Source organism: Mesorhizobium sp. M0771, assembly GCF_040320155.1.
In the GTDB taxonomy this organism is placed as follows: domain Bacteria; phylum Pseudomonadota; class Alphaproteobacteria; order Rhizobiales; family Rhizobiaceae; genus Mesorhizobium.
Genome location: NZ_JAMYPC010000015.1, coordinates 17118 through 37864 on the forward strand (window position 1 = coordinate 17118; position 20747 = coordinate 37864).

Consider the following 20747-nt stretch of genomic DNA (forward strand, 5'->3'; position numbering starts at 1 on the left):
CGACGTACCGTCATTCAAACACGCAACGCGGAAAATAGAACGACACCACCCAGTTCGGCATGTCGACGATCTCGCTGATGCGCAGGTCCCCGCACACCGAGGCCAGCATATAGGCCTCGACCGGATCGATCTGATACCGCCCAGCAAGCAGATCGACCATCTGCGCCACCGCCTCCTTGGCGCCGGTCATCAGGTCCGGCCCGATACCCGTCGTCACCTCATAGCCCTTGGCGTCGAGATGGCGCGTCACCGGACCGGCGGTGGTGAAGCGCGGCGTCTTCAGCCTGGCGTCCTTGACAAGGTCGAGCTTGAGCACGACGTCCATCGGGCTCTCGATCGCCGTGCCGCAGACCTCGCCATCGCCTTGTGCGGCGTGCGTATCGCCGACCGAGAACAGCGCGCCGGCCACCTCAACCGGCAGATAGAGCGTCGTGCCGGCAGCGAGATCGCGGATGTCGAGATTGCCGCCGACCCGCCGTGGCGGCACCACCGAGTGAAGCCCCATCTCAGCCGGCGCATTGCCGATGGTGCCGGCGAACGGCTTCAGTGGTACGCGCGCGTTTTTCCCGAACAGCGCCGGTTCGAGCGCGGCTGCATCGTATTTCCAGATGTTCAGCGCCGGTTCCGTGAAGTCGTCGGCGAGCAGGCCGAAACCCGGAATGTTCGCCGTCCAGCCGAAGCCGGACGGTTTGAACATCTCGATCGTCACCTTGAGCGCGTCACCCGGCTCGGCGCCCTCGACGAAGATCGGCCCGGTCACCGGGTTGACCCCGGCGAAGTCGAGCTTGGCGATTTCGGCAACCGTGCTGTCGGCGTTCAGCTGGCCGCCGGCGGCATCGAGGCACTGGAACTCGATGGTCGCGCCGGGCGCCACCCGCTCGGCCGGGACAAAGGAATTGTCCCAGCCGAAATGGTGGTGGCGCCCATGGATGGTGTAGTCGCAGTTATTGCACATCTTTTACGTACACATTGTCGTAGTTGATCGGGATATGGACCGGGTCGACATAGAGGTTGTCGGCGCCGCCCATGCGCGCGGATTTCATGGTGAAGCGCTGTTCGTTGAAGACCGGCGCCCAGGGCGCGTCTTCCATCACCTTGTCGTAGATGGCGCTCCACATCTTGTCGCGTTCGCCGGCCTTTGCCGGGTCGACCACCGAATCCGCCTCGGCCGCCTTGGCGTCGAGATCCTTGTTGCAATACCACGACCAGTTCCAGCCGCCGGGCACCGCGCCGGCGCAGCCGAGGATCGGGCCGTAGAAATTCGACGGATCGGGGAAGTCGGCGATCCAGGCCATGCCGCCCGACCAGATCATCGGCGCGCCGGCCTTGTCACCGCCGGCGGCGATGACATTGGCCTGCGCCAGCGACTGGATGCTGGCCTTGATGCCGATCGCCGCCAGGTCCTGCTGGATCGCTTGGGCAATGCGCGGGTTGGGATCGGTGTTCATGGCGAACAGCTGCGTGTCGAAACCATCGGCATGACCGGCCTCGGCCAGCAGCGCCTTGGCTTTGGCTACGTCATAGGGATAACCCTTGTAGTCCTTGTCGTAGCCCGGCATCGACGGCGGCAGCGGCTGGTTGGCCGGCACGGCGCGGCCGTTGATGATCTGGATGATGCGCGCCTTGTTGAGCGCCATGTTGACGGCCTGACGCACCTTAACATTGTCGAACGGCGCCATGGTGGTGTTCATGGTGACGTAGCCGGTGTGCAGCTGACCGCCTTCGACGACACGCGCCTTCTGCTCGGGATCGGCCATCACCTCCTGGAACTTGGCCGGCGGAATGCCGTCGCCGGGAACATCGATCTCGCCCTTCTGCAAGCGCAGCAGCGCCACGATCGGCTCCTGGCCGATCTCGAAGGTGATCTTGTCGAGATGCGGCAGGCCCTTGTGCCAATAGTCCGCATTGCGCTCGAAGACGATGCGCTGTCCCAGCGTCCACTCGGCGAGCTTGAAGGCGCCGGTGCCGACCGGATGCTTGCCGAAATCGGCGCCATATTTCTCGACCTCTTCCTTCGGCACGACATGGGCGAAATTGATGGCCATGACATGCAGGAAGGTGGCGTCGGGCCGGGTCAGTTCGAACTTGACCGTGTAGGGGTCGATGACGGTGACACCGGACAGGCCTTCGGCCTTGCCGGCGGCGACATCGTCATAGCCCTTGATCGAGCCGAAGAAGCCGGCGCCGGGGCTCTGCGTCTTCGGATTGGTGACGCGGTCGAGCGAATATTTCACGTCGTCGGCCGTCATCTCGCGGCCATTGTGGAATTTCACGCCATGGCGCAGCTTGAAGGTGAAGGTCTGGCCGTCGGGCGAAATCTCGTAGCTTTCTGCCAGATCGGGCTTCAAATTGGTGGTGCCCGGCTCGTAATCCATCAGCCCATCGAACAGGCTCTTGATCATCGACCAGTTCTGCCAGTCATAGCCGATCGCCGGATCGAGGGTCGCAACATCGTCCTTGTAGGTGATGGTGATGGCGCCGCCTTGCTTGGCGTTGGGATCGACCGTGTCTTCGGCGCGGACGCTTGTCATGCCGAGCATGAGGGCCAAGGCCGATGCCGCGACTGTGGATGCGAGAAACTTTTTCATTGTTGTGTTCCCTTTCTCTGTTTCATTTTCATCTGAGCTTGATGCGGGGATCGATGAACGGCGCGATGATGTCGGCGAGCAGATTGCCGAGCACGATGGCGAAGGCCGAGACCAGCGTGACGCCCATGATGATCGGAATGTCGACGCGCTGGATCGCCTGCCACGCCAGCTGACCGATGCCGGGCCAGCCGAACACGCTTTCGACGACGACGATGCCGCCCATGAAGATGCCGATGTCGATGCCTATCATGGCGATGACCGGCAGGATGGCATTCGGCAGTGCGTGGCGGAATATGATGGCGCTGCGCGCCAGGCCTTTGGCCCGCGCCGTGCGGACATAATCCTGGCGCAGGACGTCAATCATCGACGAGCGCATCATGCGCGCGTACCAGCCGGCGCCGAGTATGCCCATCGTCAGCGACGGCAGCACCAGATGGCGCCAGGTGCCATAGCCGCCGATCGGGAACCAGCTGAGACGCACGGCAAAGACGTAGAGCAGCAACAGGCCGACGACGAATTGCGGCGCCGAGACGCCGACGAAGGAGGCCACCATCAGGGTCTGGTCGGTGGCGGTGCCGCGCTTGACGGCGGCGATCAGGCCCATGGAGAGCCCGATCAGCAGTTCGCACAGGATGGCGCCTACCATCAAAAGCAGGCTGGCCGGCAGCCGCGAGACGATGAGCTCGGTGACCTCGGAGCGCTGTATGTAGGAGCGGCCGAGATCGCCGCTGACGAGCTTCGTCAGGTAGTGCCAATACTGGACCACGAAAGGCTGGTCGAGGCCGAGTTGCTGGCGGATGTTTTCCACCGTCTGCGGCGTAGCACTGCGGCCGGCGATCTGCCGCACCGGGTCGGCCGGCAAGAGGTAGAGCAGCGCAAAAGTGATCAGCGAGACGCCAAGCAGGATGAGCAGCGACTGGATCAGCCGGCGGCCGAGATAGGCGATCATGACCGGCCCCCCATTATTCCCGGCCCCTTTGCGTCGGATCGAGGATGTCGCGCAATGCGTCGCCGATCAGGTTGAAGGCCAGCGCCAACGCCAGGATTGCGGCGCCGGGGAAGAACACCAGCCAGGGGGCGGCCTGGAAATAGGTCTGGTTCTCGAAAATGATGTTGCCCCACGACGCGGTCGGCGGCTGCACACCGATGCCGAGGAAGGAAAGCGTCGCCTCGAGCAGAACCGTGGTCGAGATGCCGAGCGTGCCCCAGACGATGATGGTCGGCAGCAGATGCGGCAGGATGTGGCGAAATAGGATGCGCGGCGCACTCGCCCCGATGCTGCGCTCGGCATCGATGAACTCGCGTTCGGCCAGCGACGATGTCTCGGTGTAGATGACACGCGCCGTCTGCACCCAGTTGACCAGCGCGATGACCATGGCGACGATCCACAGGCTGGGCTGAAACACTGCCGCCAGGCAGATGGCGAGCAGCAGCGCCGGGAACGCCATCATCAGATCGGTGAAGCGCATCAGCGCGCTGCCGATCCAGCCGCGGAAATAGCCTGCGGTGACACCCACCAAAGTGCCGATCAAAAGCGCCACGCCATTGGCGACGATGCCGATGATGAGCGAGGTGCGGGCGCCGTAGAGGATGCGGGTCAAGAGGTCACGTCCGAGCAGGTCGGTGCCGAGCCAGTACTGGGCGCTGGGCGGCAGCGGCGAGCCCTCGATGGTCAGGCCGTCGAACATCTGCTCGTTGGGGTCATAGCCGGTCAGCCGGGGCGCCAGCACAGCGCCGGCAAGGACAATGGCGACTATGACCAGGCCGAGCAGCGCGAGGCGGCGTTTCACCAGCCGGCGCCAGACACCGGCGCGCGGTTTTGCCGGCATGCGCACCGGTAGATCAGGCGCGATGGGACTGGTCATCGCCGCCTTCTTCCCCCGTCGCTTCCTCGCTTGTCATTGCCACGATCCGACGCGCGGCATCCTCGACGCTGATCTGCCAGCTCATCGCCAGCGAACGCAGCTGCGCATAGGCGCGCTCGTCGTCGCTGCCTTTCGACAAGGCCGTCACCGCGCGCACGATGGTCTGGCGCTCGGCGACGCGCTGGCGCAGCGACGCTATCTCGCCGGCTAAATGTTTTCGGGCCTCGAAACTCTGTCTCGCGATCAACAGAGCGCTGTAGACGCCGGCATTGCCGACCGGCTTCAGCAGCTGCGCATCGGCCTTGTGCGACAGCGCCCATTCGATACGCCCCGGCGCCTCGGAACCGATCAGCGCCACCAGCGGCATCGGCGCCTCGCCCGGCTTCCACGGGAATTGCTCGTCGAAACCGAGATCGGCATCGAAGAAGACGAAATCGGCGGCGAGAGCTTCCGGCGGCAATTCCGGCCAGCAGTCGATCGTAGCCAGGCCGATGGCCGACAATTGCCTGGTGATGGCCTGCACCGTCGGATGCGGGCGATGCAGGATGAAAGCCCGCGCGCCGCCGAGATTGGGGATGCGCGTCCGGGTCATGACACCACTCTCAGACGCGGACGGCCGAACGTCTTGGCGGGGTCGTAGCGCGACAGATATGGATCCGGCGCGACCTCATCCTCCTGGCTGACGACCTCGAAGAAGCCATCGGCGATCCGGCCGATGATCACCGGCAGCGTCGCGTGCTGGGAGTGGGCGTCGATGGCGATCGGCCCGAGCCGGGTGGAGAAGCGCCGCTCGGCGAAGGCTTTGGAAAATTCCGCCGGGCCGGCATCAGTGTCGCGCGACAGCACGTCGGCCATCACCTGCACCGAGGCATAGGCGGAGGCCTCGAAGGACGAAGCGAAGGCAGCCGGCCGGGGCGCGAAATAGGGCCCGACCGACAGATGCCCTTTCCCTGTATCGCCGATCGCCGGCAACTCGCCTTCGGTGAGGTTGCAGGAGATGACGGGGCAGTTTTCCGGCCTGAATGCCGCATCCTCATCGCCCAGCTCGCGGTAAGCCGCCAGGAAGGCGTAGGATGAGGTGCCGATCAGATTGTTGAGGATGAAGCTCGGCCTCGTCGCCCGGATTTCCGCGATCAGCCGCGACACGTCGGTCTCGCCGATGCGCAGATAGCGCTCGCCCAGCACTTTGCCGCCGGCATCCGCGATCAGGTCGCGCGCCACGCGGTTCATCTCCCAGCCCCAAATGTAGTTCGAGCCGAGCAGGAAGCCGTTGGCGCCGAAACGCGGCACGACATGCGCCATCAGCGGAACCAGATGCTGGTTGGGGCAGGCGTGCATGTAGACGACATGCTCGTTGGCCTCGAACCCTTCATAGGGGCAGGCATACCAGAGCATGCCGCCGGCCTTCTCCAGCACCGGGATGGTTTCCTTGCGGCTCCAGGAGGTGACGCAACCGACGACATGGCGCGCGCTGCTGGTCCTGAAAATATCTTCGCACAAAGTCGCGTAGCGATCGGCATTACTTTGCGGATCGCGCTCGACCGGAACCAGTTCGATGCCATAGCTCCGATCGGCATTGATGTCGGCGATGGCGCGCATGGCGCCCATCCGGCACGCATCGGAGACCAGCTGATAGCTGCCCGAGCGGGAATACAGGATGCCGATCTCGATACGCCGTTTCAAACCGATCCTCAGAAATGACAATGCCCCGCAGCCAGCGCCGGAGGGCGAGGCATGCGAGGCATATTTGCCGCCCGGCGACCAAGGCCGGTATTTTGCGCTAGCGTATTCGGTCCGGCGGGTCAGTCAAGCGGGAAAGTACGTGGTCATGGGATCGGCCTTGTCCGACTGATTCTAGTTCCGCAGCGTGAACATCAAAGGCGCCACGACAGCCGTCCCGGCCTTCTCAGGCGGTGGCGCGGGCACCGTCGCACCCTGCAGAATGCCGAGCGCGGCGCGATCGAGATCGGCGTCCCCCGAAGATCGTGTCAGCCGGACGGAGGTCACCTTGCCCGAAGCGCTGACGACGAAGGTCACATTTGCGGTACCCACGGCGCGCCGCGACCTTGCCGCGCTCGGGTAGCGCTTGTGCCGATTGATCCATCCGATCAGCTGGGAGTTCCATTTGCTTGCACTGACTGATGATCCTCTCGATTGCGAAGCCTTCGGCGCCGACGCCTTCGCCGCTGCCTTTTGATCGACACTGGCGGTCACGACCGCTTTCGCCGGCGCGGCCTTTTCCTTCTTCTCTTTCGGTTTCGGCTTGGGTTTTTCGGCAGCCTTCTTCGCCTTCTCGATCGGCTTGGCCTCCACCGGCTTGGTTTCCGCCGGCTTGGTCTGGGGCAGCGGAATGACCACATCCGGCGCTATGGTCGGGACGATGTCGGGCACCACCTCATCCAGCGGCGGCGATTGATCGGGCTGCTCGGCCGCTGCCGTCTCGATCGGAGCGGTCTTATCGAGTTGAGCCGCTTCCGTCTTCTCGGTGACCGGCTCCGGCTTACCGGGCTCGGGCTCTACGACGGGCTTCAGTTCGGCAACCGCCTCCTCGATCTGGTTCGGCGGCTCGGGCGTCACCACGTCGGCCGCTGAGTCCACCCGCACCGCCGGCGCCACCATCATCGGCGACAGCTCGATAGCCACAGCCGGCGGCGGGCCGCCATCGGCCATGTTGGCCAGGCTGAAGCTCTGGACGGCATAGACGATCGCGACATGCGCGCCGACAATGACAATGGCCGCAGCCGCCCACAAACCGATCTCGCGCGCGCCGGCGCCCGGCGGGTCGGCGGTGGGAACGGCCGCGGCCAGTTGCGTCATGGGGCGGCGCCTGGTTGCGGCGGGGATGCGTCCGCTGGCACCGTCTCCAGCCCGACCAGCGCGATCTTCAGATAACCGGCGCCGCGCAGCAGGTTCATCACCTCCATCAACTCGCCATAGCCGACCGCCTTGTCGGCACGCAGGAAGATGCGGGTCTGCTTATCGCCCTTGGTTCTGCCGTCGAGCACGGAGGCAAAAGCCTGGCGCGGCACGCTGTCATTGCCGATCGCCAGCGTCAGATCGTCCTGCAGCGTCAGGAACAGCGGCGTTTCCGGCCGCGGCGCCGGTGTCGCGGTCGAACCCGGCAGATCGACATTGACGTCGACTGTCGCCAACGGGGCAGCGACCATGAAGATGATCAGCAGCACCAGGATGACGTCGATGAACGGCGTCACGTTGATCTCGTGGCTTTCCTCGAGATCGCCGTCGACAGTCTCGCGAATACTAGCCGCCATGGCCCATCACTCCGCCGCCAGCGCGGGCGCCTGCGGCACCGTGCGGAAATCGAGATCGCGGCTGACCAGCCGTTCGACCCCGGCCGAGGCATCGGCAAGGAGCTGCCGGTAGCCGGCTATCGACCGCGCAAAGACGTTGTAGATGACCACCGCGGGAATGGCCGCGACCAGGCCCATCGCAGTGGCGAGCAGCGCCTCGGCGATGCCGGGCGCGACGACCGCGAGGTTGGTGGTCTGCGCCTGCGAGATGCCGATGAAGGCGTTCATGATGCCCCAGACGGTGCCGAACAAGCCCACGAAGGGCGCCGTCGAGCCGATCGTCGCCAGCACGCCGGTGCCGCGCGACACGCGCCGCGCCGCCGCCGCCTCGATGCGCGACAGGCGCGACGCCACTCGTTCCTTCAGCCCGTCGCCGGTAACATGGCCGAGCGCACCGGCCGAAAGGGCAGTCTCTTCCTCGGCTGCCCGCACCAAAAGCGCACCGGGGCCGCCATTGTTGCCAAGCGAGCGCCCGGCCTGGCGCAGCGTGGCGGCATTGCCGATGGCGCGCGCAGCGCGCCGGGCGCTGAGCTTGCCGAAGAGAATCTCCAGCGATTTGGCCAGCCACACCGTCCAGGTGACGAGCGAGGCGAAGGCCAACCCGATCATCACCGCCTTGACGATGATGTCGGCGGCCATGAACATGCCCCAGGGCGACAGATCGTGCGGCAGCGTCAGCGATATTGCCGAAGGCTCGGCCTGCGCGGATGCACCGGGCTGGTTTGCCGGCTGGGGCGCGGTCGGCGCCGCCTGCCCGGCAGTTGGCGAAGCCGGCGCGACAGGCGCAGCCGGTGCGGGCCGTTCGACTGCGACCGGGGAAGGCTGGGCCGCCGACCGGGCAGCTGCAGCGGGTTCCGTCGTCACCCTGGGCTGCGTGTTTGGCTGCTCTTGCGCAGCAGCGCTGCCGGCCGACAGCATGACCGCGGCCAGCGCCGCCAACAAACCATTTCTGGACACGCTTCGTCCTCGCTTCGTCATTGCACGTACCGATCGGCTGGTCGGTGACGGGATGCGGGAACACCCCGATCTCGACCCCGAAAACTCCAGCCACGGATTCTGGCTTCTCTCAAACGCGGCACAGCCGCTGGAAACAATTCAGGCGGCCGAGTGCCCCTGCTTGACTATAAAACATGAGTTTAATAGTCAACAAACAAGATGGCTTTTTTGGCCAACGATTGTGGGCGCGATGTCTCAACGGCACATCGTCCTGGCATCGGTCTACCTGGTGTCGTCGCACTGAGGGATGGACGGCCGCAGGGTTGCTGGGCCACGATACCGGGCAGCAATTGAGGCAGGCTGCGATGATCAAGGCGATACCGTTCGATTTCCCCTATGACGGCCGGCTGGTGCCAGCAAACACCGCGCTGCTGGTCATCGACCTGCAGGAGGATTTCCTTTCGCCGACCGGCTATTTCGCCAGGAAGGGTTATGACCCCGCGCCGCTGCGCGCCATCCTGCCGACAGTTAACCGACTGATATCAGCGGCACGTGCGGCCGGCCTCACCATCATTTACACCAGGCAGGGATATCGCGGCGACATGGCCGACATGACGCCGTACGAGAGATGGCGCCGCAAGCGGGCGGGTCTCGAAGGCACCGACGTGCTGCTGCGCTCCGGCCCCGGCTTTCAGATCGTCGCCGAGATCGACGTCGCGCCGCACGACATCATCGTCGACAAGACCTGCAACAGCGCCTTCACCTATACGGATCTGGAGCTTGTGCTGCGCGCACGCGGCATCACCCATCTGATCTTTTCCGGCTGCACGACCGATGTCTGCGTGCACACGACGCTGCGCGAGGCCTGCGACCGCAATTTCCAGTGCCTGACCATCGCCGATGCCTGCGCCAGTGGCGACCAATACGCGCATGACGCGGCGCTGCATATGGTGACGGTGGAGGACGGGGTATTTGGTACGCTGACGGAATCTGACGCGGTGCTGGAGGCGCTGGCAGTGCTGAGTGGTGATTAGACGCTGGCGGGACAGCGCCCCTCTGCCCTGCCGGGCAGAGGGGGGTGTGACGGAACGCTACGAAATAGCTTTTCATTCCACCCGCAAATTCACCCTGCGTGAATGTCCCCACCCGCCCGCGCAAACGCGCCGGGCTGCGGCACCTCAGCCTCACGGCGTGCCAGCGAGTTGCGCAAGAGCGCGATCGTCTCGCGGCCGACGCTGGCGATCTCGCGCGGCCGGTCGACACCGACGATCATGAACTCGCTGATGCCCAGCGCTGCATAGGGCAGCAGCGACAGGGCGATCTGCGCCGGTGGTCCGGAAAGTTCGACCGCCTTGTGTCCGACGGTAGAGGCGCCACCCTCCGAGCGGACCCGGACCGGAAGCGCAAAACGCAGCTTGCCGGCGCGGCCATGCTCGGCGGCGGCGCTGCGCGCCCGTTCCATCAGCTGGCGGATCTCGTCGAGCGAACCAGCCGTGAGTTCAAACACGTCGGCATGGCGGCCGGCGACCTTGAGCGCGGTGCCGGACTGGCCACCCATGCGGATGATCACGTCGACGCCATGCGGCCCCTTGCGCGGCACATAGCCACCCTTGATGCTGTAGAACGCACCTTCATGGTCGAAGGGCCGGTCGTTCGACCACAGCCGCTTCAGCAGCACCAGATATTCGTCGATGCGCTGCCAGACCACGGTGTGGCCGACCGGACGCGTCTCGGCATCGTCGTCATCCAGCGGCTCGCTCAGCATCCTCAGCGCCAGCCGGCCGCCGCTCCTGGCGTCGAGCGCCGCCAGTTGCCGCGCCGCAACGGCTGGCGCGATCACGCCGGCCCAGTGCGTCAGCACCACTTCCAGCGACGAGGTGCGGTCCAGCGCCTGGGCGGCGATGTCCATATTGGTCAACAGCCCGGCCGGGTCGTCGACGACGATGTTCTGGAAGCCGGAATCCTCGATCAGCGACAGCTTGGTCGCCGTCTCGACGAAATCATAGAAGAACGGTACGGCCGAACCGGCATCGGCGGCGTGCGTTTTACCGGGAACATGCGTGAACTCGATCGGCATTGCCATCTCCTCCATCACGTTGGATGTATGTCGCCCCCGGTTTTGAGACGACGACATGCGTAAAAACAAGCATCAGCGCCAAAGCGCGTCCGCGTTCGGTTCATCAACTCCGGTCACTCACTGAAAGCGCTAGGTCGCCACCCTTTCGGCCTGATCGGTCAGGGAATCAAGCCGAGCACGACTGCCCCGGTGAACACGAACGCAAGGGCAAAGACGAGATAGGCGAAAGCGCCGGCATAGGCCGGGCGGAAAGCCTGGCTATTGGCCAGCCTCTGGCTGGTGCGGTCCGTCTCGGCGTTCTGGATATAGGACATATCGACCTCCGTCTTGCGGATTAATCTATAAAATCAGTAGACTTTGTCGAGTGCTATTTTTTGGCGATATGTAGAACGATTTTCTCAGTATTCCTTATTATTTGGTTTGGGATTGCTGGGAGACCCCTGTTGGCGACAAGCGAGCGACAAGCTTGGCCGACATCTGCATAGGCGATAGCATCGCCATTCCGGCGTAAATGCGGATCATTTCGATCGGGAACGGGGAACAGAACATGGGTACAAGACTAGCCGGCAAGATTGCAATCATCTCGGGCGGCGCGACCGGAATGGGCGGAGCGGCCTCGGAATTGTTCGCCGCCGAAGGCGCCAAGGTGGCGATCATCGACCGCAATGGCGAGGCGGCGGCAGCCACTGCGGCGGCGATACGCGCGCGGGGACATATCGCCGAACACTGGGTGGCCGACGTCTCGGACGAGGCGCAGGTCGAGGCCGCAGTGAAGGCGGCGACTGCCAGGCTCGGCCCGGCCACGGTGTTGTTCAACCATGCCGGCACCATCGTGATAAAGCCGTTCCTGGAGACGACAGTGCAGGAATGGGACTGGCTGCATGCGGTCAATGTCCGCTCGATGTTCCTGATGACGCGCGCCGTGTTGCCGGGCATGATCGCTGCCGGTGGCGGTTCGATCGTCTGCACCTCGTCGATCTCGGCTGTGGCGGCCACACCCATGGAGGTGCTCTACGACACCACCAAGGGCGCCTGCCACATGTTCGCGCGCGCCATCGCAGTCGAATTCCGCGACCGCAACATACGCTGCAACGCCGTCTGTCCCGGCTTCATCCGCACGCCGCACGGCCTGCGCGAGGTCGCCGATCTCGGCAAGCTCGGCGTCGACGTGTCGGACGCCGCATTGGCCGCACAGCAGGGCCGCATCGGTGAGCCGGAGGAAGTGGCCAAGGCAGCGCTGTACCTCGCCAGCGATGAGTCCAGCTTCGTCAATGGCACGCATCTGTTTGTCGATAATGGTTTTACGGCGATGTGAGTATCCCAGGCTTGGCGCCCTTCCTCTCCCCCGTCGATCGGGGGAGAGGAAGGGCGCCAAGTCCTACTCGCTTACCGCTCTTCTCGTCGAAACGGCTTCAGCAGCGCCGACGGCGCAACCGCGTTGCGTGACATCACGGCCATCGCGACGATGGTGAAAATGAACGGCAGCATCAAGAACGTCTCATAGGGAATATGCCCGAGGCCGCTCGCCTGCATGCGCAATTGTAGCGCATCGACGAAGGCGAACAGCAGCGCCGCGCCCGCAGAGCGCCACGGGTCCCAGCGGCCGAACACGACCAGCGCGATCGCCACCCAGCCACGGCCCGACACGACACCAAAGGTGAAGGCGTTGAACTGTGCCATGGTGAGGAAGGCGCCCGCAAGCCCCATCAGCGCACCGCCGAGGATGACCGCCTGGAAGCGCGTGGCGATGACGCTGACCCCAGCGGAATCAGCGGCGCGCGGGTTCTCGCCGACCATCCGCACCGACAGCCCCCAAGGCGTGCGGTAGAGCACGAAAGCAGCGAGCGGGATGGCAATGATTGCCAAGTAGACCAGCGCAAACTGGTTGAAAACCGCTGACCCCAGAACCGGAATATCCGACAGCAGCGGGATCGGCACCGTCTGAAAACCCTTGATGCTGGGCGGCACCGATTGCTGGCCGAAGGTCAGACGGTAGAGGAAATAGGCAAGGCCGGACGAGAACAAAGTAACGCCGATGCCGCAGACATGCTGGCTGAGGCCGAGCGCCACGGTGAACAGCGCATGCAGCGCGCTCATCGCCATGCCGGTCAACACCGCGGCCAGCACGCCGAGCCACAGGCTGCCGCTGAGGCTGGCGGCGGTGAAGCCGGTCATCGCGCAGAGCAGCATGATGCCTTCGATACCGAGATTGAGCACGCCGGCCCGCTCGGAGAACATCTCGCCCAGCGTGGCAAATGCCAGCGGCGTGGCGATGCGGATAATGGCGGCGAGGAAGCCGACCTGAAAGATCTGTTCGAACACCGCGCTCATAAGGCGGCACCGACGCGGCGGATGCGATAGGCCGTGAACAGCAGCGCCACCAGCATGGCGAGCAGCGCCGTGCCCTGGATGACATCGCTGAGGAACGCCGGCACGCCGGTGGCGCGCGACATCGCTTCGGCGCCGGTCATCACGGCGGCCAGGAAGATCGCCGCCGGTACGACGCCGAGCGGATTGAGCCTGGCCAGCATGGCAACGACGATGCCGGAATAGCCATAGCCCGGCGAAATGTCGCTCATCACCTGGAAATGCACGCCGCCGACTTCGCCGACGCCGGCAAGCCCGGCCAGCGCGCCCGACAGCAGCGCCGTCGAGATCAGCACCCGCTCGACATGTATGCCGCCATAGCGGGCGGCTTCCGGGCTTTCGCCGGTGACCCTGATCCGGAAGCCGAGCGTGGTGCGCACGATCAGGAACCAGATCAACGGGGCCGCGATCAACGCGGCGATGACACCCAGATGCAGCCTTGTGCCTTCGAGCAGCACCGGGAAATTCGCCGAATCCTCGATCGGCGGCGAGATCGGATAGCCGCTGAACGAGTCCTTCCACGGCCCCTCGATCAGCGCCATCAGCGCATAGTAGATGACCGAGTTGAGCAGCAGCGAGCTGACGACGTCATCCACCTTGAATTTGACCCTGAGCGTCGCGGGCACCAGCGCTACCGCGGCACCGGCAGCAGCGCCCGCCAGCGCCATCGACAGGATCGCCAGCGCGCCCGGCATTGGGATGGCGCCGACGAAGCAGCTGGCCACGGCGCCGGCCAGCAATTGGCCCTCGGCGCCGATGTTCCAGAATTTGGCCCGGAAGGCGACGGCCACAGCCAGCCCGGTGAAGATCATCGGGGCGGCGCGCACCAGCGTTTCGGTGATGGCATAGCTGTCGCCGAACGAGGCCGACAGCATCACGCCATAGGCCTCAAGCACGCCGGCGCCTGCCAGCGCGATGAGGCCGCTGCACAGGACCAGCGCTGCGCCGATGGCCAGCAGCGGCAAAGCGAGATTGAACCAGGCGGGGGTGGAACTGCGGGCTTCGAGGCGGAACATCAGCTATGCCCCTCCGCCGCCCAGACGGTCGCGCCGCCCTTCATCCGCCTGCCGGCACCTTCTCCCCGAATAGACACGGGGAGAAGGGATCCGGGCCCTATGCAACTCCCCTCTTGCAGCTGTGGTGATTGGCGAAACCATGGGTGAGAGCCCCTCTCCCCGTCTCTATACGGGGAGAGGATGCCGGCAGGCAGGTGAGGGGCAGCGCTGACGCTTAAAGTCAGCCAAAAGCGGGCAGTATTATTTGAGGTTTCTGCGAGGAACCGAGTGAGAAAGTCCATCTAGGCTCTGCCCTCCGCCCCGGTCATCAGCAGCCCAAGCCGCGCGATGGTCGCATCGGCGCTGTCCAGCGTGCCGGCGATGCGGCCCTCATACATCACCGCGATGCGGTCGCAGAGCACCAGCAGCTCTTCGAGATCCTCGCCGATGACGATGATCCCGCAGCCCTTGGCACGCATGTCGAGGAATTTTTCGTGGATGAAGCGGGCGGCACCGATGTCGAGGCCGCGCGTCGGCTGCGAGACGATCAGCACCTTCGGGTCGAAAGCCAGTTCGCGCGCCAACAGCGCCTTCTGCAGATTGCCGCCCGACAGCGCGCCGGCGCGGGTCATCGGCCCGGGGCACCTGATGTCATAGGCCTTGATCTGTTCTTCGGCGAAGGCGCGGATCGCATCTGGCTTGAGCAGGCCCCGGCTGCTGAAAGCCGCAGTACCAATGCGCGGCAACACCATGGAATCGGCGAGCGGCAGATTGGTGACCAGCCCGGTCGTCATACGGTCTTCCGGGATGCGGCCAAGGCCGAGCGCCTGCACCTCGCGCGGGGAGAACCGCGTCACAGGTTTGCCGGCTATCGTCATCACGCCGGCGTCGGGCGCGCGCGTGCCGGAAATCACCTCGGCCAGTGCCCGCTGGCCATTGCCGGAGACCCCGGCAATGCCGAGGATTTCGCCCGCGCGAACGGCAAGCGATACATCGCGCAGCGGCGTCCCCGAATGCCGTGAGGTGGAAATACCGTCGAGCGTCAGCACCGCCGCGCCTGGGGTCGAAGGTCCTCTTGCCGGCGGCACGATCTCATGGCCGCACATCAGCTGCGCCATTTCTGCCGATGTCGTGTTCGCCGGATCGTCGACACGGCCGGCGACGCGGCCGTGCCGCAACACGGTGCAGCGATGGGTGAGCGCCCGCACCTCGTTCAATTTATGCGAGATGAAGATGATGCCGAGCCCCTGCGCCGCCATCGAGCGCAGCGCCGAAAACAGCCCGTCGACCTCGCTCGGCGCCAACACCGCCGTCGGCTCGTCGAGGATCAACAGCCTGGCGCCGCGAAACAGCGCCTTGACGATTTCGAGCCGCTGCTGCTCGCCGACCGACAGCGCGGAGACAGGCAGGTTGGGGTCCAGCGTCAGCCCATACTGACGGCTGATGTCGGACAACCGGGCAAGTCCGCCGGCGCGGTCGATGCGGCCGGATTTGCCGGGAATGCCAATCAGAAGGTTTTCCAGGACCGTCAGCCTTGGCGCCAAATGAAAATGCTGGTGCACCATGCCGATGCCGGCGGCCAGCGCATCGGCCGAACTGGTGATCCGCACGGTCTTGCCCTGGATAAGAATTTCGCCGGCATCGGGCGCATAGGCGCCGAACAGCACATTCATCAGCGTCGTCTTGCCGGCGCCGTTTTCGCCCAGCAGGCCGAGGATCTCACCTGGGGCGACGCTTAGATCGACAGCCTCATTCGCCTTGACGGCGCCGAAGCTCTTGGTGATGCCGCGCATTTCGATGAGAGGGGCGGACAAGGATGCTCCTGCGGAGATACCCCTCCCCCTCGAGGGGAGGGTGCCGAGCGAAGCGAGGCGGGTGGGGTCACCTCAACTGCCTCAACCCATGACTTAGCAGGATGGAGCACTTCGCGGAGGACCCCACCCGGCCCTGCGGGCCACCCTCCCCTCAAGGGGGAGGGTACGCCGAGCTAATCCGAAACCGGCGTGTTCTCATCCACATCCACCCGGAAATTGCCTTCCAGGATCTCGGCCTTCTTCTTCTCGACCAGATCCTTCACATCCGCCGGCAGCGTCTTGTCGAATTTATGGTAGGGCGCCAGGAACGACCCGCCCTTGGCCATGCGCGAGAAATCGCCATAATCCTGCGCGGTGAAGACACCGGCCTTGACCAGCTTGATCGCCTGCTCGACCGTCGGATACATGTCCCAGACCGGCCCGGTTATGACCGTGTCGGGGCCGAGGCTCGACTGGTCGGACATGTTGGAGATGGCGAGGATCTTCTTGTCCACCGCCGCCTCGATGACGCCGAAGCGCTCGGCATAGATGACATCGACGCCGGCATCGATCTGGGCGACCGCCGCTTCCTTGGCCTTGGGCGGATCGAAGAACGAGCCAATGAAGGCGACCTTCTTCTTGATGTTGGGATTGACCTCCTTGGCGCCGGCAAAGAAGGCGTTGACCAGCCGGTTCACTTCCGGAATGCCCATGGCCGCCACCGCGCCGATCGTGCCCGACTTCGACATCTTGCCGGCGATCATGCCGGACAGATAGGCCGGCTCGTGGATCCAGTTGTCGAAGACGCCGAAATTGGGCTCGGCCGGGCCGGCGCCCGAGCCGAACAGCCATGCCGTCTTCGGGAACTGCTTTGCCGTGCGGCGCGATTCACGCTCGGCGGCGAAGGCGTCGCCCAGCACCAGCTGGTACCCGCCTTGCGCATATTCGCGCATGACGCGGCTGAAATCGGCGGTCTGCACCTTTTCCGACCATTTGTATTCGATGCCGAGTTCCTTCTCGGCCTTCTGCAGGGCGACGTGGATCTGGTTGTCCCACGGCTCCTCGATCGGCGTGGCGAAGATCGCCGCCACCTTCAGCTTCTTGTCCTTGGCGAGGGCTGCACCCGGCAGCATGGCTGCGGCCAGGCCAAGTGCGCCGAGTTCCAGCACGTCGCGCCGCGACAGGCCGGTCGATTGCGATTTGTTTTTCCGGTTTTCCATCTAGTGCCCCTCTGTTTGACAGCCGTGTCGAGCCGACTGTTCCGAAATCAGACGCGGAACTATGGAACGGGTGCGGACTTTTGTCCACATGGTCAAATTTGGCGGGACTGCTGCCGGGCTCACGCCTTTTAGCGCAGCGCTTTCTCGCCGCCGGCTACGGTGATGACGCCGACGATGATCAGCCCGGTCAGCAACAGCCGAACGCCGGCGCTGACGCCGAACGTGTTGAGCATGGTCAGAAGCAGCACCAGGAACAGCGCCGCGCCCCAGACACCGGGAACATTGGCCTTGCCACCGGCGACCGAGGTGCCGCCGATGACGACGACGGCGATCGAGGCCAGCAGGTACTCGTTGCCGATATCGACATTGGCGCCGCGGAAATAGCCGGCGAGCAGCGCCCCGTCCATGCCGCCGAGCGCGCCCGACAGCGTGTAAGTCAGGAAGCGGGTGCGGCCGACATTGACGCCGGCAAGCCACGCGGCGCGGATGTTCTGGCCGATCGCCAGCACCGAGCGGCCATAGATCATGCGCTGCAAGGCGATGGCCGCACCGATGCTGAACAATACGGTAAGGATCGCCAGCACTGGAATGCCCAGGATTTGCCAGTTGGCAAAATCGGCAAAGCCGGGCGGCGGCTTGATCTGCAGGCCACGCCCATAGCTGATGTCGATCGACTGGATGATGAAGCTGGCCGACAGAGTGGCGATGATCGGCGGGATCCTCAGCGCCCAGATCAGGAGATAGTTGACGGCACCGATGGCGGCGCCGCAGGCGAGCGCGGCGAGCAGCCCGACCACGATCATGGAATCGCTGCCGCCCATGACCTTCATGGCGACGGCACTGGCGAGCCCGATATTGGCCGGCAGCGACAGGTCGACATTGCCTGGCCCGAGCGTGATGACGAACATTTGGCCGACTCCGACGATGACGGTGAACACCGCCAGCGACAGTGCCGCCGTGACCATGCCACCGCCGCCATAGCCGCCGGTGAAAGCGATGGTCGCCAGCCAGACGAACATCGCGCCGATGAACGACCATATCCAGGGTTTGGCGGCCAGCGATTTCACAAATGTCATCGCTATCTATCCCTGCGACTGATCAGGACGCGGGCTGCCAGCACGATGATCAGGATGGCGCCGTTGGCGGCGACCTGCCAATCCGGCGGAATGTGCATGAAGGTGAGCAGAGGCGATGCCGCCAGCGCCAGTGTCAGCGCGCCGAGCACGGCGCCAATCGGCGATACCCGGCCGCCGACGAACTCGCCACCGCCGAGGATGACGCCGGCGATCGCCAGCAGCGTGTAGCCATTGCCGATATTAGCGTCGGCCGAGGTGGTGATGCCGATCAGCGCCATGCCGGACAGAACGCCGAATAGGCCGGTCAGCGCAAACAGCACGATCTTGGTTCGAAGCAGCGACCAGCCAGCGCGCCTGAGCGCCGCCGGATTGCCGCCGGATCCCCGCAGGATAACGCCATAGGAGGTGCGCATCAGCCCAAAATGCACCACCGCTGCGATCGCCAGCGCGGCGATGATAGGGAACGGAATGAAGGGCGGCTTGAAGGCCATCAGCGACAAGAGCCAGTCCGGCGCCTTGCCACCGGGCTTGGGCAGCACCAGAATGGCAAGCCCCTGCCAGACAAAGCTCATGCCCAGCGTCACCACGATCGACGGCAGATTGCGCAGATGGATCAATGCGCCGAGCAGTGCATAGACCCCGATGGCGCCGAGCAGGATGACCACGCCGAGCAGCGGCGCGTCCTTCAGCCAGGTCGCGGTGACGCAGCCGACAAAGCCGACAAAAGTGCCGATCGACAGATCGAGCTCATTGCCGGCGATGACGAACATCTGGGCGATCGTCGCCAGCGCGATCGGGATAGCCAGGTTCAACATCAGGCTGAAGCCGAAATAGCTGATGGCGCGTGGGTTGAGCCAGGCGATGGCGATAACCACCAGCGCCAGCGACAGCGCCGGCAACAGGCTGCGCAACAGGCGCGCGCGGGCGGCACTGCTGCGCGGCGAGGTCGTCGGGCCGGGAGCGATTGCCGTCATCTCAGGCCGCGTCGCCGAATGAGGACTGGATGATCTTTTCCTCGGTCAGCTCGTCGCGCGTGAGATTGGCGACGATGCGGCCGTTCTTGAAGACATGGATGTGGTCGCAATTGTCGAGCTCTTCGGTCTCGGTGGTGTACCAGAGGAAGGTCCGGCCCTTGGCCGCCTCCTCGCGCACGAGATCGTAGACCTCGAGCTTGGTGCCGATGTCCACGCCGCGCATCGGATCGTCCATCAGCACGATCTGCGCATCGGAACCCAGTGCGCGGGCAAACAGCGCCTTCTGCTGGTTGCCGCCGGACAGCGAGAAGATGTTGTTGGTCATATCAGGCGTGCGGATGCCAATCTTCTGCTTCCAGAACTCGGCAAGCTCGGCCTCGCGCTGCGGCGAGATCAGCAGCCCTTTGCGCAGCTGCGCCAGCGAGCGGATGCCGATGTTTTCGGCAATAGACCATTGCGGGAAAATGCCGTCCGATTGGCGGTCTCCGGCCACCAGCGCCACCGGGGCGGTCACCTCGATATCAAGCCTTCTACGCGTCGCGGCGGCAAAGATCGCCAGCAACAGGTCGGTCTGGCCATGGCCGGCAAGCCCGGCAAGCCCGATGATCTCGCCGGCGCGGGCGACAAGCTCCTTGCCGTCCTGCTGCCGCTCGGGCCGCGCCCGCACCCTGAGCGGGCCCGCCGCCGGCCTGGCGGCGATCTCCGCCGCGATCTTCTCGCGCGCTTCCGCGCCGCCCATCGTCGTCACCAGCCGGTCGCGGTCGAACGCTTTTGCAACGTCCGTGGCGACCACCTTGCCGTCGCGCATGACCACGATGCGGTCGGCATTCTGCAGCACCTCGCCCAGCACATGCGAGATCAGGATGCAGCTGCCCCCGGTGGCGACGAAACGGCGCACGAAGGCAAGCAGCTGGCCCGCAGTATGCGCGTCCAGCGAAGAGGTCGGCTCGTCGAGGATGACCAGGTCGAGCGGATCGCGCGTCACCGTGAAGGCGCGCGCCACCTCGACCATCTGCCGCCGGCCGATGGAGAGATCGCCGGCAATGTCGTCCGCCGAGATGCCGTGATCCGGAAAGATTTCGTCCAGCTTGGCGGCAATGAGAGCAGCCGCCTTGCGTCGCCAGCCGAAGCCGGTGAGCGCCGGATGGTTGATGCGCGTATTCTCCGCGATACTGAGGTTAGGGCAGAGCGACAGTTCCTGGAACACGCAGCGTATGCCGAGTTTCAGCGCGCGCGCCACCGAGTAGTCGGTTTCGGCATTGCCACGCACCGCGATCTCACCGCCATCGGGCTGCAGTGTACCGGCCACCATATGCATCAGCGTCGACTTGCCGGCTCCGTTGTGGCCGACCAGCCCGACGCATTCGCCTGATACAACATGGAAGTCGACGCCGTTAAGCGCCCGAACGGCGCCGAAATGTTTTTCGGCGCCGTTCAGCCTGATGATGTCCAAATGGGCGGCGCCGAAATGTTTTTCGGCGCCGCCCAGTCTGATGATGTCCGTATTGGCCTCAGGCATGCTCAACGATATCCGGTCGGTCATGC

20 protein-coding genes are annotated in these 20747 nt (G+C 64.7%); 2 read left to right on the forward strand and 18 right to left on the reverse strand.

Annotated elements, in window-relative coordinates; genetic code table 11:
- Positions 1–10: 10 nt before the first annotated feature.
- The 9 genes from NKI05_RS21430 to exbB all read right to left on the reverse strand — a co-directional run bounded on the left by NKI05_RS21430 (position 11) and on the right by exbB (position 8742).
- Entirely contained in the window at positions 11–955 is a 945-nt protein-coding gene (locus NKI05_RS21430; RefSeq protein ID WP_023693232.1) for an acetamidase/formamidase family protein, read from the reverse strand.
- Positions 945–2540, reverse strand: a complete 1596-nt coding sequence (locus tag NKI05_RS21435; protein WP_460221874.1) for an ABC transporter substrate-binding protein — start codon at positions 2538–2540, stop codon at positions 945–947. The genes NKI05_RS21430 and NKI05_RS21435 overlap by 11 nt, the downstream gene beginning before the upstream one ends.
- A gap of 76 nt (positions 2541–2616) precedes the next feature.
- Complete coding sequence (locus NKI05_RS21440; protein WP_023815305.1) at positions 2617–3537, reverse strand: ABC transporter permease; 921 nt, start codon at positions 3535–3537, stop codon at positions 2617–2619.
- A 13-nt stretch (positions 3538–3550) separates the two neighbouring features.
- On the reverse strand, positions 3551–4453 hold the full coding sequence (locus NKI05_RS21445; RefSeq protein ID WP_023668590.1) for an ABC transporter permease: 903 nt from the start codon (positions 4451–4453) through the stop codon (positions 3551–3553).
- On the reverse strand, positions 4431–5045 hold the full coding sequence (locus tag NKI05_RS21450) for an ANTAR domain-containing response regulator (RefSeq protein WP_023668589.1): 615 nt from the start codon (positions 5043–5045) through the stop codon (positions 4431–4433). The genes NKI05_RS21445 and NKI05_RS21450 overlap by 23 nt, the downstream gene beginning before the upstream one ends.
- The gene (locus NKI05_RS21455) at positions 5042–6136 is read right to left on the reverse strand and encodes a transporter substrate-binding protein (protein ID WP_023700174.1); all 1095 of its coding nucleotides are present in this window, start codon (positions 6134–6136) and stop codon (positions 5042–5044) included. The genes NKI05_RS21450 and NKI05_RS21455 overlap by 4 nt, the downstream gene beginning before the upstream one ends.
- A 171-nt stretch (positions 6137–6307) precedes the next feature.
- On the reverse strand, positions 6308–7270 hold the full coding sequence (locus tag NKI05_RS21460; RefSeq protein ID WP_023715882.1) for an energy transducer TonB: 963 nt from the start codon (positions 7268–7270) through the stop codon (positions 6308–6310).
- On the reverse strand, positions 7267–7725 hold the full coding sequence (exbD, locus tag NKI05_RS21465) for a TonB system transport protein ExbD (protein WP_352793109.1): 459 nt from the start codon (positions 7723–7725) through the stop codon (positions 7267–7269). The genes NKI05_RS21460 and exbD overlap by 4 nt, the downstream gene beginning before the upstream one ends.
- A 6-nt stretch (positions 7726–7731) precedes the next feature.
- Entirely contained in the window at positions 7732–8742 is a 1011-nt protein-coding gene (exbB, locus tag NKI05_RS21470; RefSeq protein WP_502898767.1) for a tonB-system energizer ExbB, read from the reverse strand.
- A 323-nt stretch (positions 8743–9065) separates the two neighbouring features.
- On the opposite strand from exbB, the gene NKI05_RS21475 reads away from it, so the two are divergent.
- A complete protein-coding gene (locus NKI05_RS21475) occupies positions 9066–9734 on the forward strand; it encodes a cysteine hydrolase family protein (protein ID WP_023702406.1) in 669 nt (222 codons plus the stop codon).
- An 89-nt stretch (positions 9735–9823) separates the two neighbouring features.
- On the opposite strand, the gene NKI05_RS21480 is transcribed toward NKI05_RS21475, so the two are convergent.
- Both NKI05_RS21480 and NKI05_RS21485 read right to left on the reverse strand, forming a co-directional pair.
- Positions 9824–10777: an LLM class flavin-dependent oxidoreductase gene (locus NKI05_RS21480; protein ID WP_023715880.1), complete on the reverse strand. Its 954-nt coding sequence runs from the start codon at positions 10775–10777 to the stop codon at positions 9824–9826.
- Between the two features lie 158 nt (positions 10778–10935).
- Positions 10936–11091, reverse strand: a complete 156-nt coding sequence (locus NKI05_RS21485; RefSeq protein ID WP_023670454.1) for a hypothetical protein — start codon at positions 11089–11091, stop codon at positions 10936–10938.
- 233 nt (positions 11092–11324) lie between these two features.
- On the opposite strand from NKI05_RS21485, the gene NKI05_RS21490 reads away from it, so the two are divergent.
- Positions 11325–12092, forward strand: coding sequence for an SDR family NAD(P)-dependent oxidoreductase (locus NKI05_RS21490; RefSeq protein WP_023686096.1), 768 nt, complete (start codon positions 11325–11327; stop codon positions 12090–12092).
- Positions 12093–12163: 71 nt separating this feature from the next.
- On the opposite strand, the gene NKI05_RS21495 is transcribed toward NKI05_RS21490, so the two are convergent.
- The 7 genes from NKI05_RS21495 to NKI05_RS21525 form a co-directional block, all read right to left on the reverse strand.
- Positions 12164–13108, reverse strand: coding sequence for an ABC transporter permease (locus NKI05_RS21495; protein WP_023694455.1), 945 nt, complete (start codon positions 13106–13108; stop codon positions 12164–12166).
- Entirely contained in the window at positions 13105–14160 is a 1056-nt protein-coding gene (locus tag NKI05_RS21500) for an ABC transporter permease (RefSeq protein ID WP_023683937.1), read from the reverse strand. Before NKI05_RS21500 ends, NKI05_RS21495 begins: the two co-directional genes overlap by 4 nt.
- Before the next feature lie 281 nt (positions 14161–14441).
- Positions 14442–15953, reverse strand: a complete 1512-nt coding sequence (locus tag NKI05_RS21505) for an ABC transporter ATP-binding protein (RefSeq protein WP_023747356.1) — start codon at positions 15951–15953, stop codon at positions 14442–14444.
- A 173-nt stretch (positions 15954–16126) separates the two neighbouring features.
- Positions 16127–17152, reverse strand: coding sequence for a BMP family protein (locus NKI05_RS21510; protein WP_023694458.1), 1026 nt, complete (start codon positions 17150–17152; stop codon positions 16127–16129).
- 128 nt (positions 17153–17280) lie between these two features.
- Complete coding sequence (locus NKI05_RS21515) at positions 17281–18228, reverse strand: ABC transporter permease (RefSeq protein ID WP_023752674.1); 948 nt, start codon at positions 18226–18228, stop codon at positions 17281–17283.
- 2 nt (positions 18229–18230) lie between these two features.
- A complete protein-coding gene (locus NKI05_RS21520) occupies positions 18231–19202 on the reverse strand; it encodes an ABC transporter permease (RefSeq protein ID WP_352793114.1) in 972 nt (323 codons plus the stop codon).
- Position 19203: 1 nt separating this feature from the next.
- A complete protein-coding gene (locus tag NKI05_RS21525; protein ID WP_023715878.1) occupies positions 19204–20721 on the reverse strand; it encodes a sugar ABC transporter ATP-binding protein in 1518 nt (505 codons plus the stop codon).
- Positions 20722–20747: the final 26 nt, after the last annotated feature.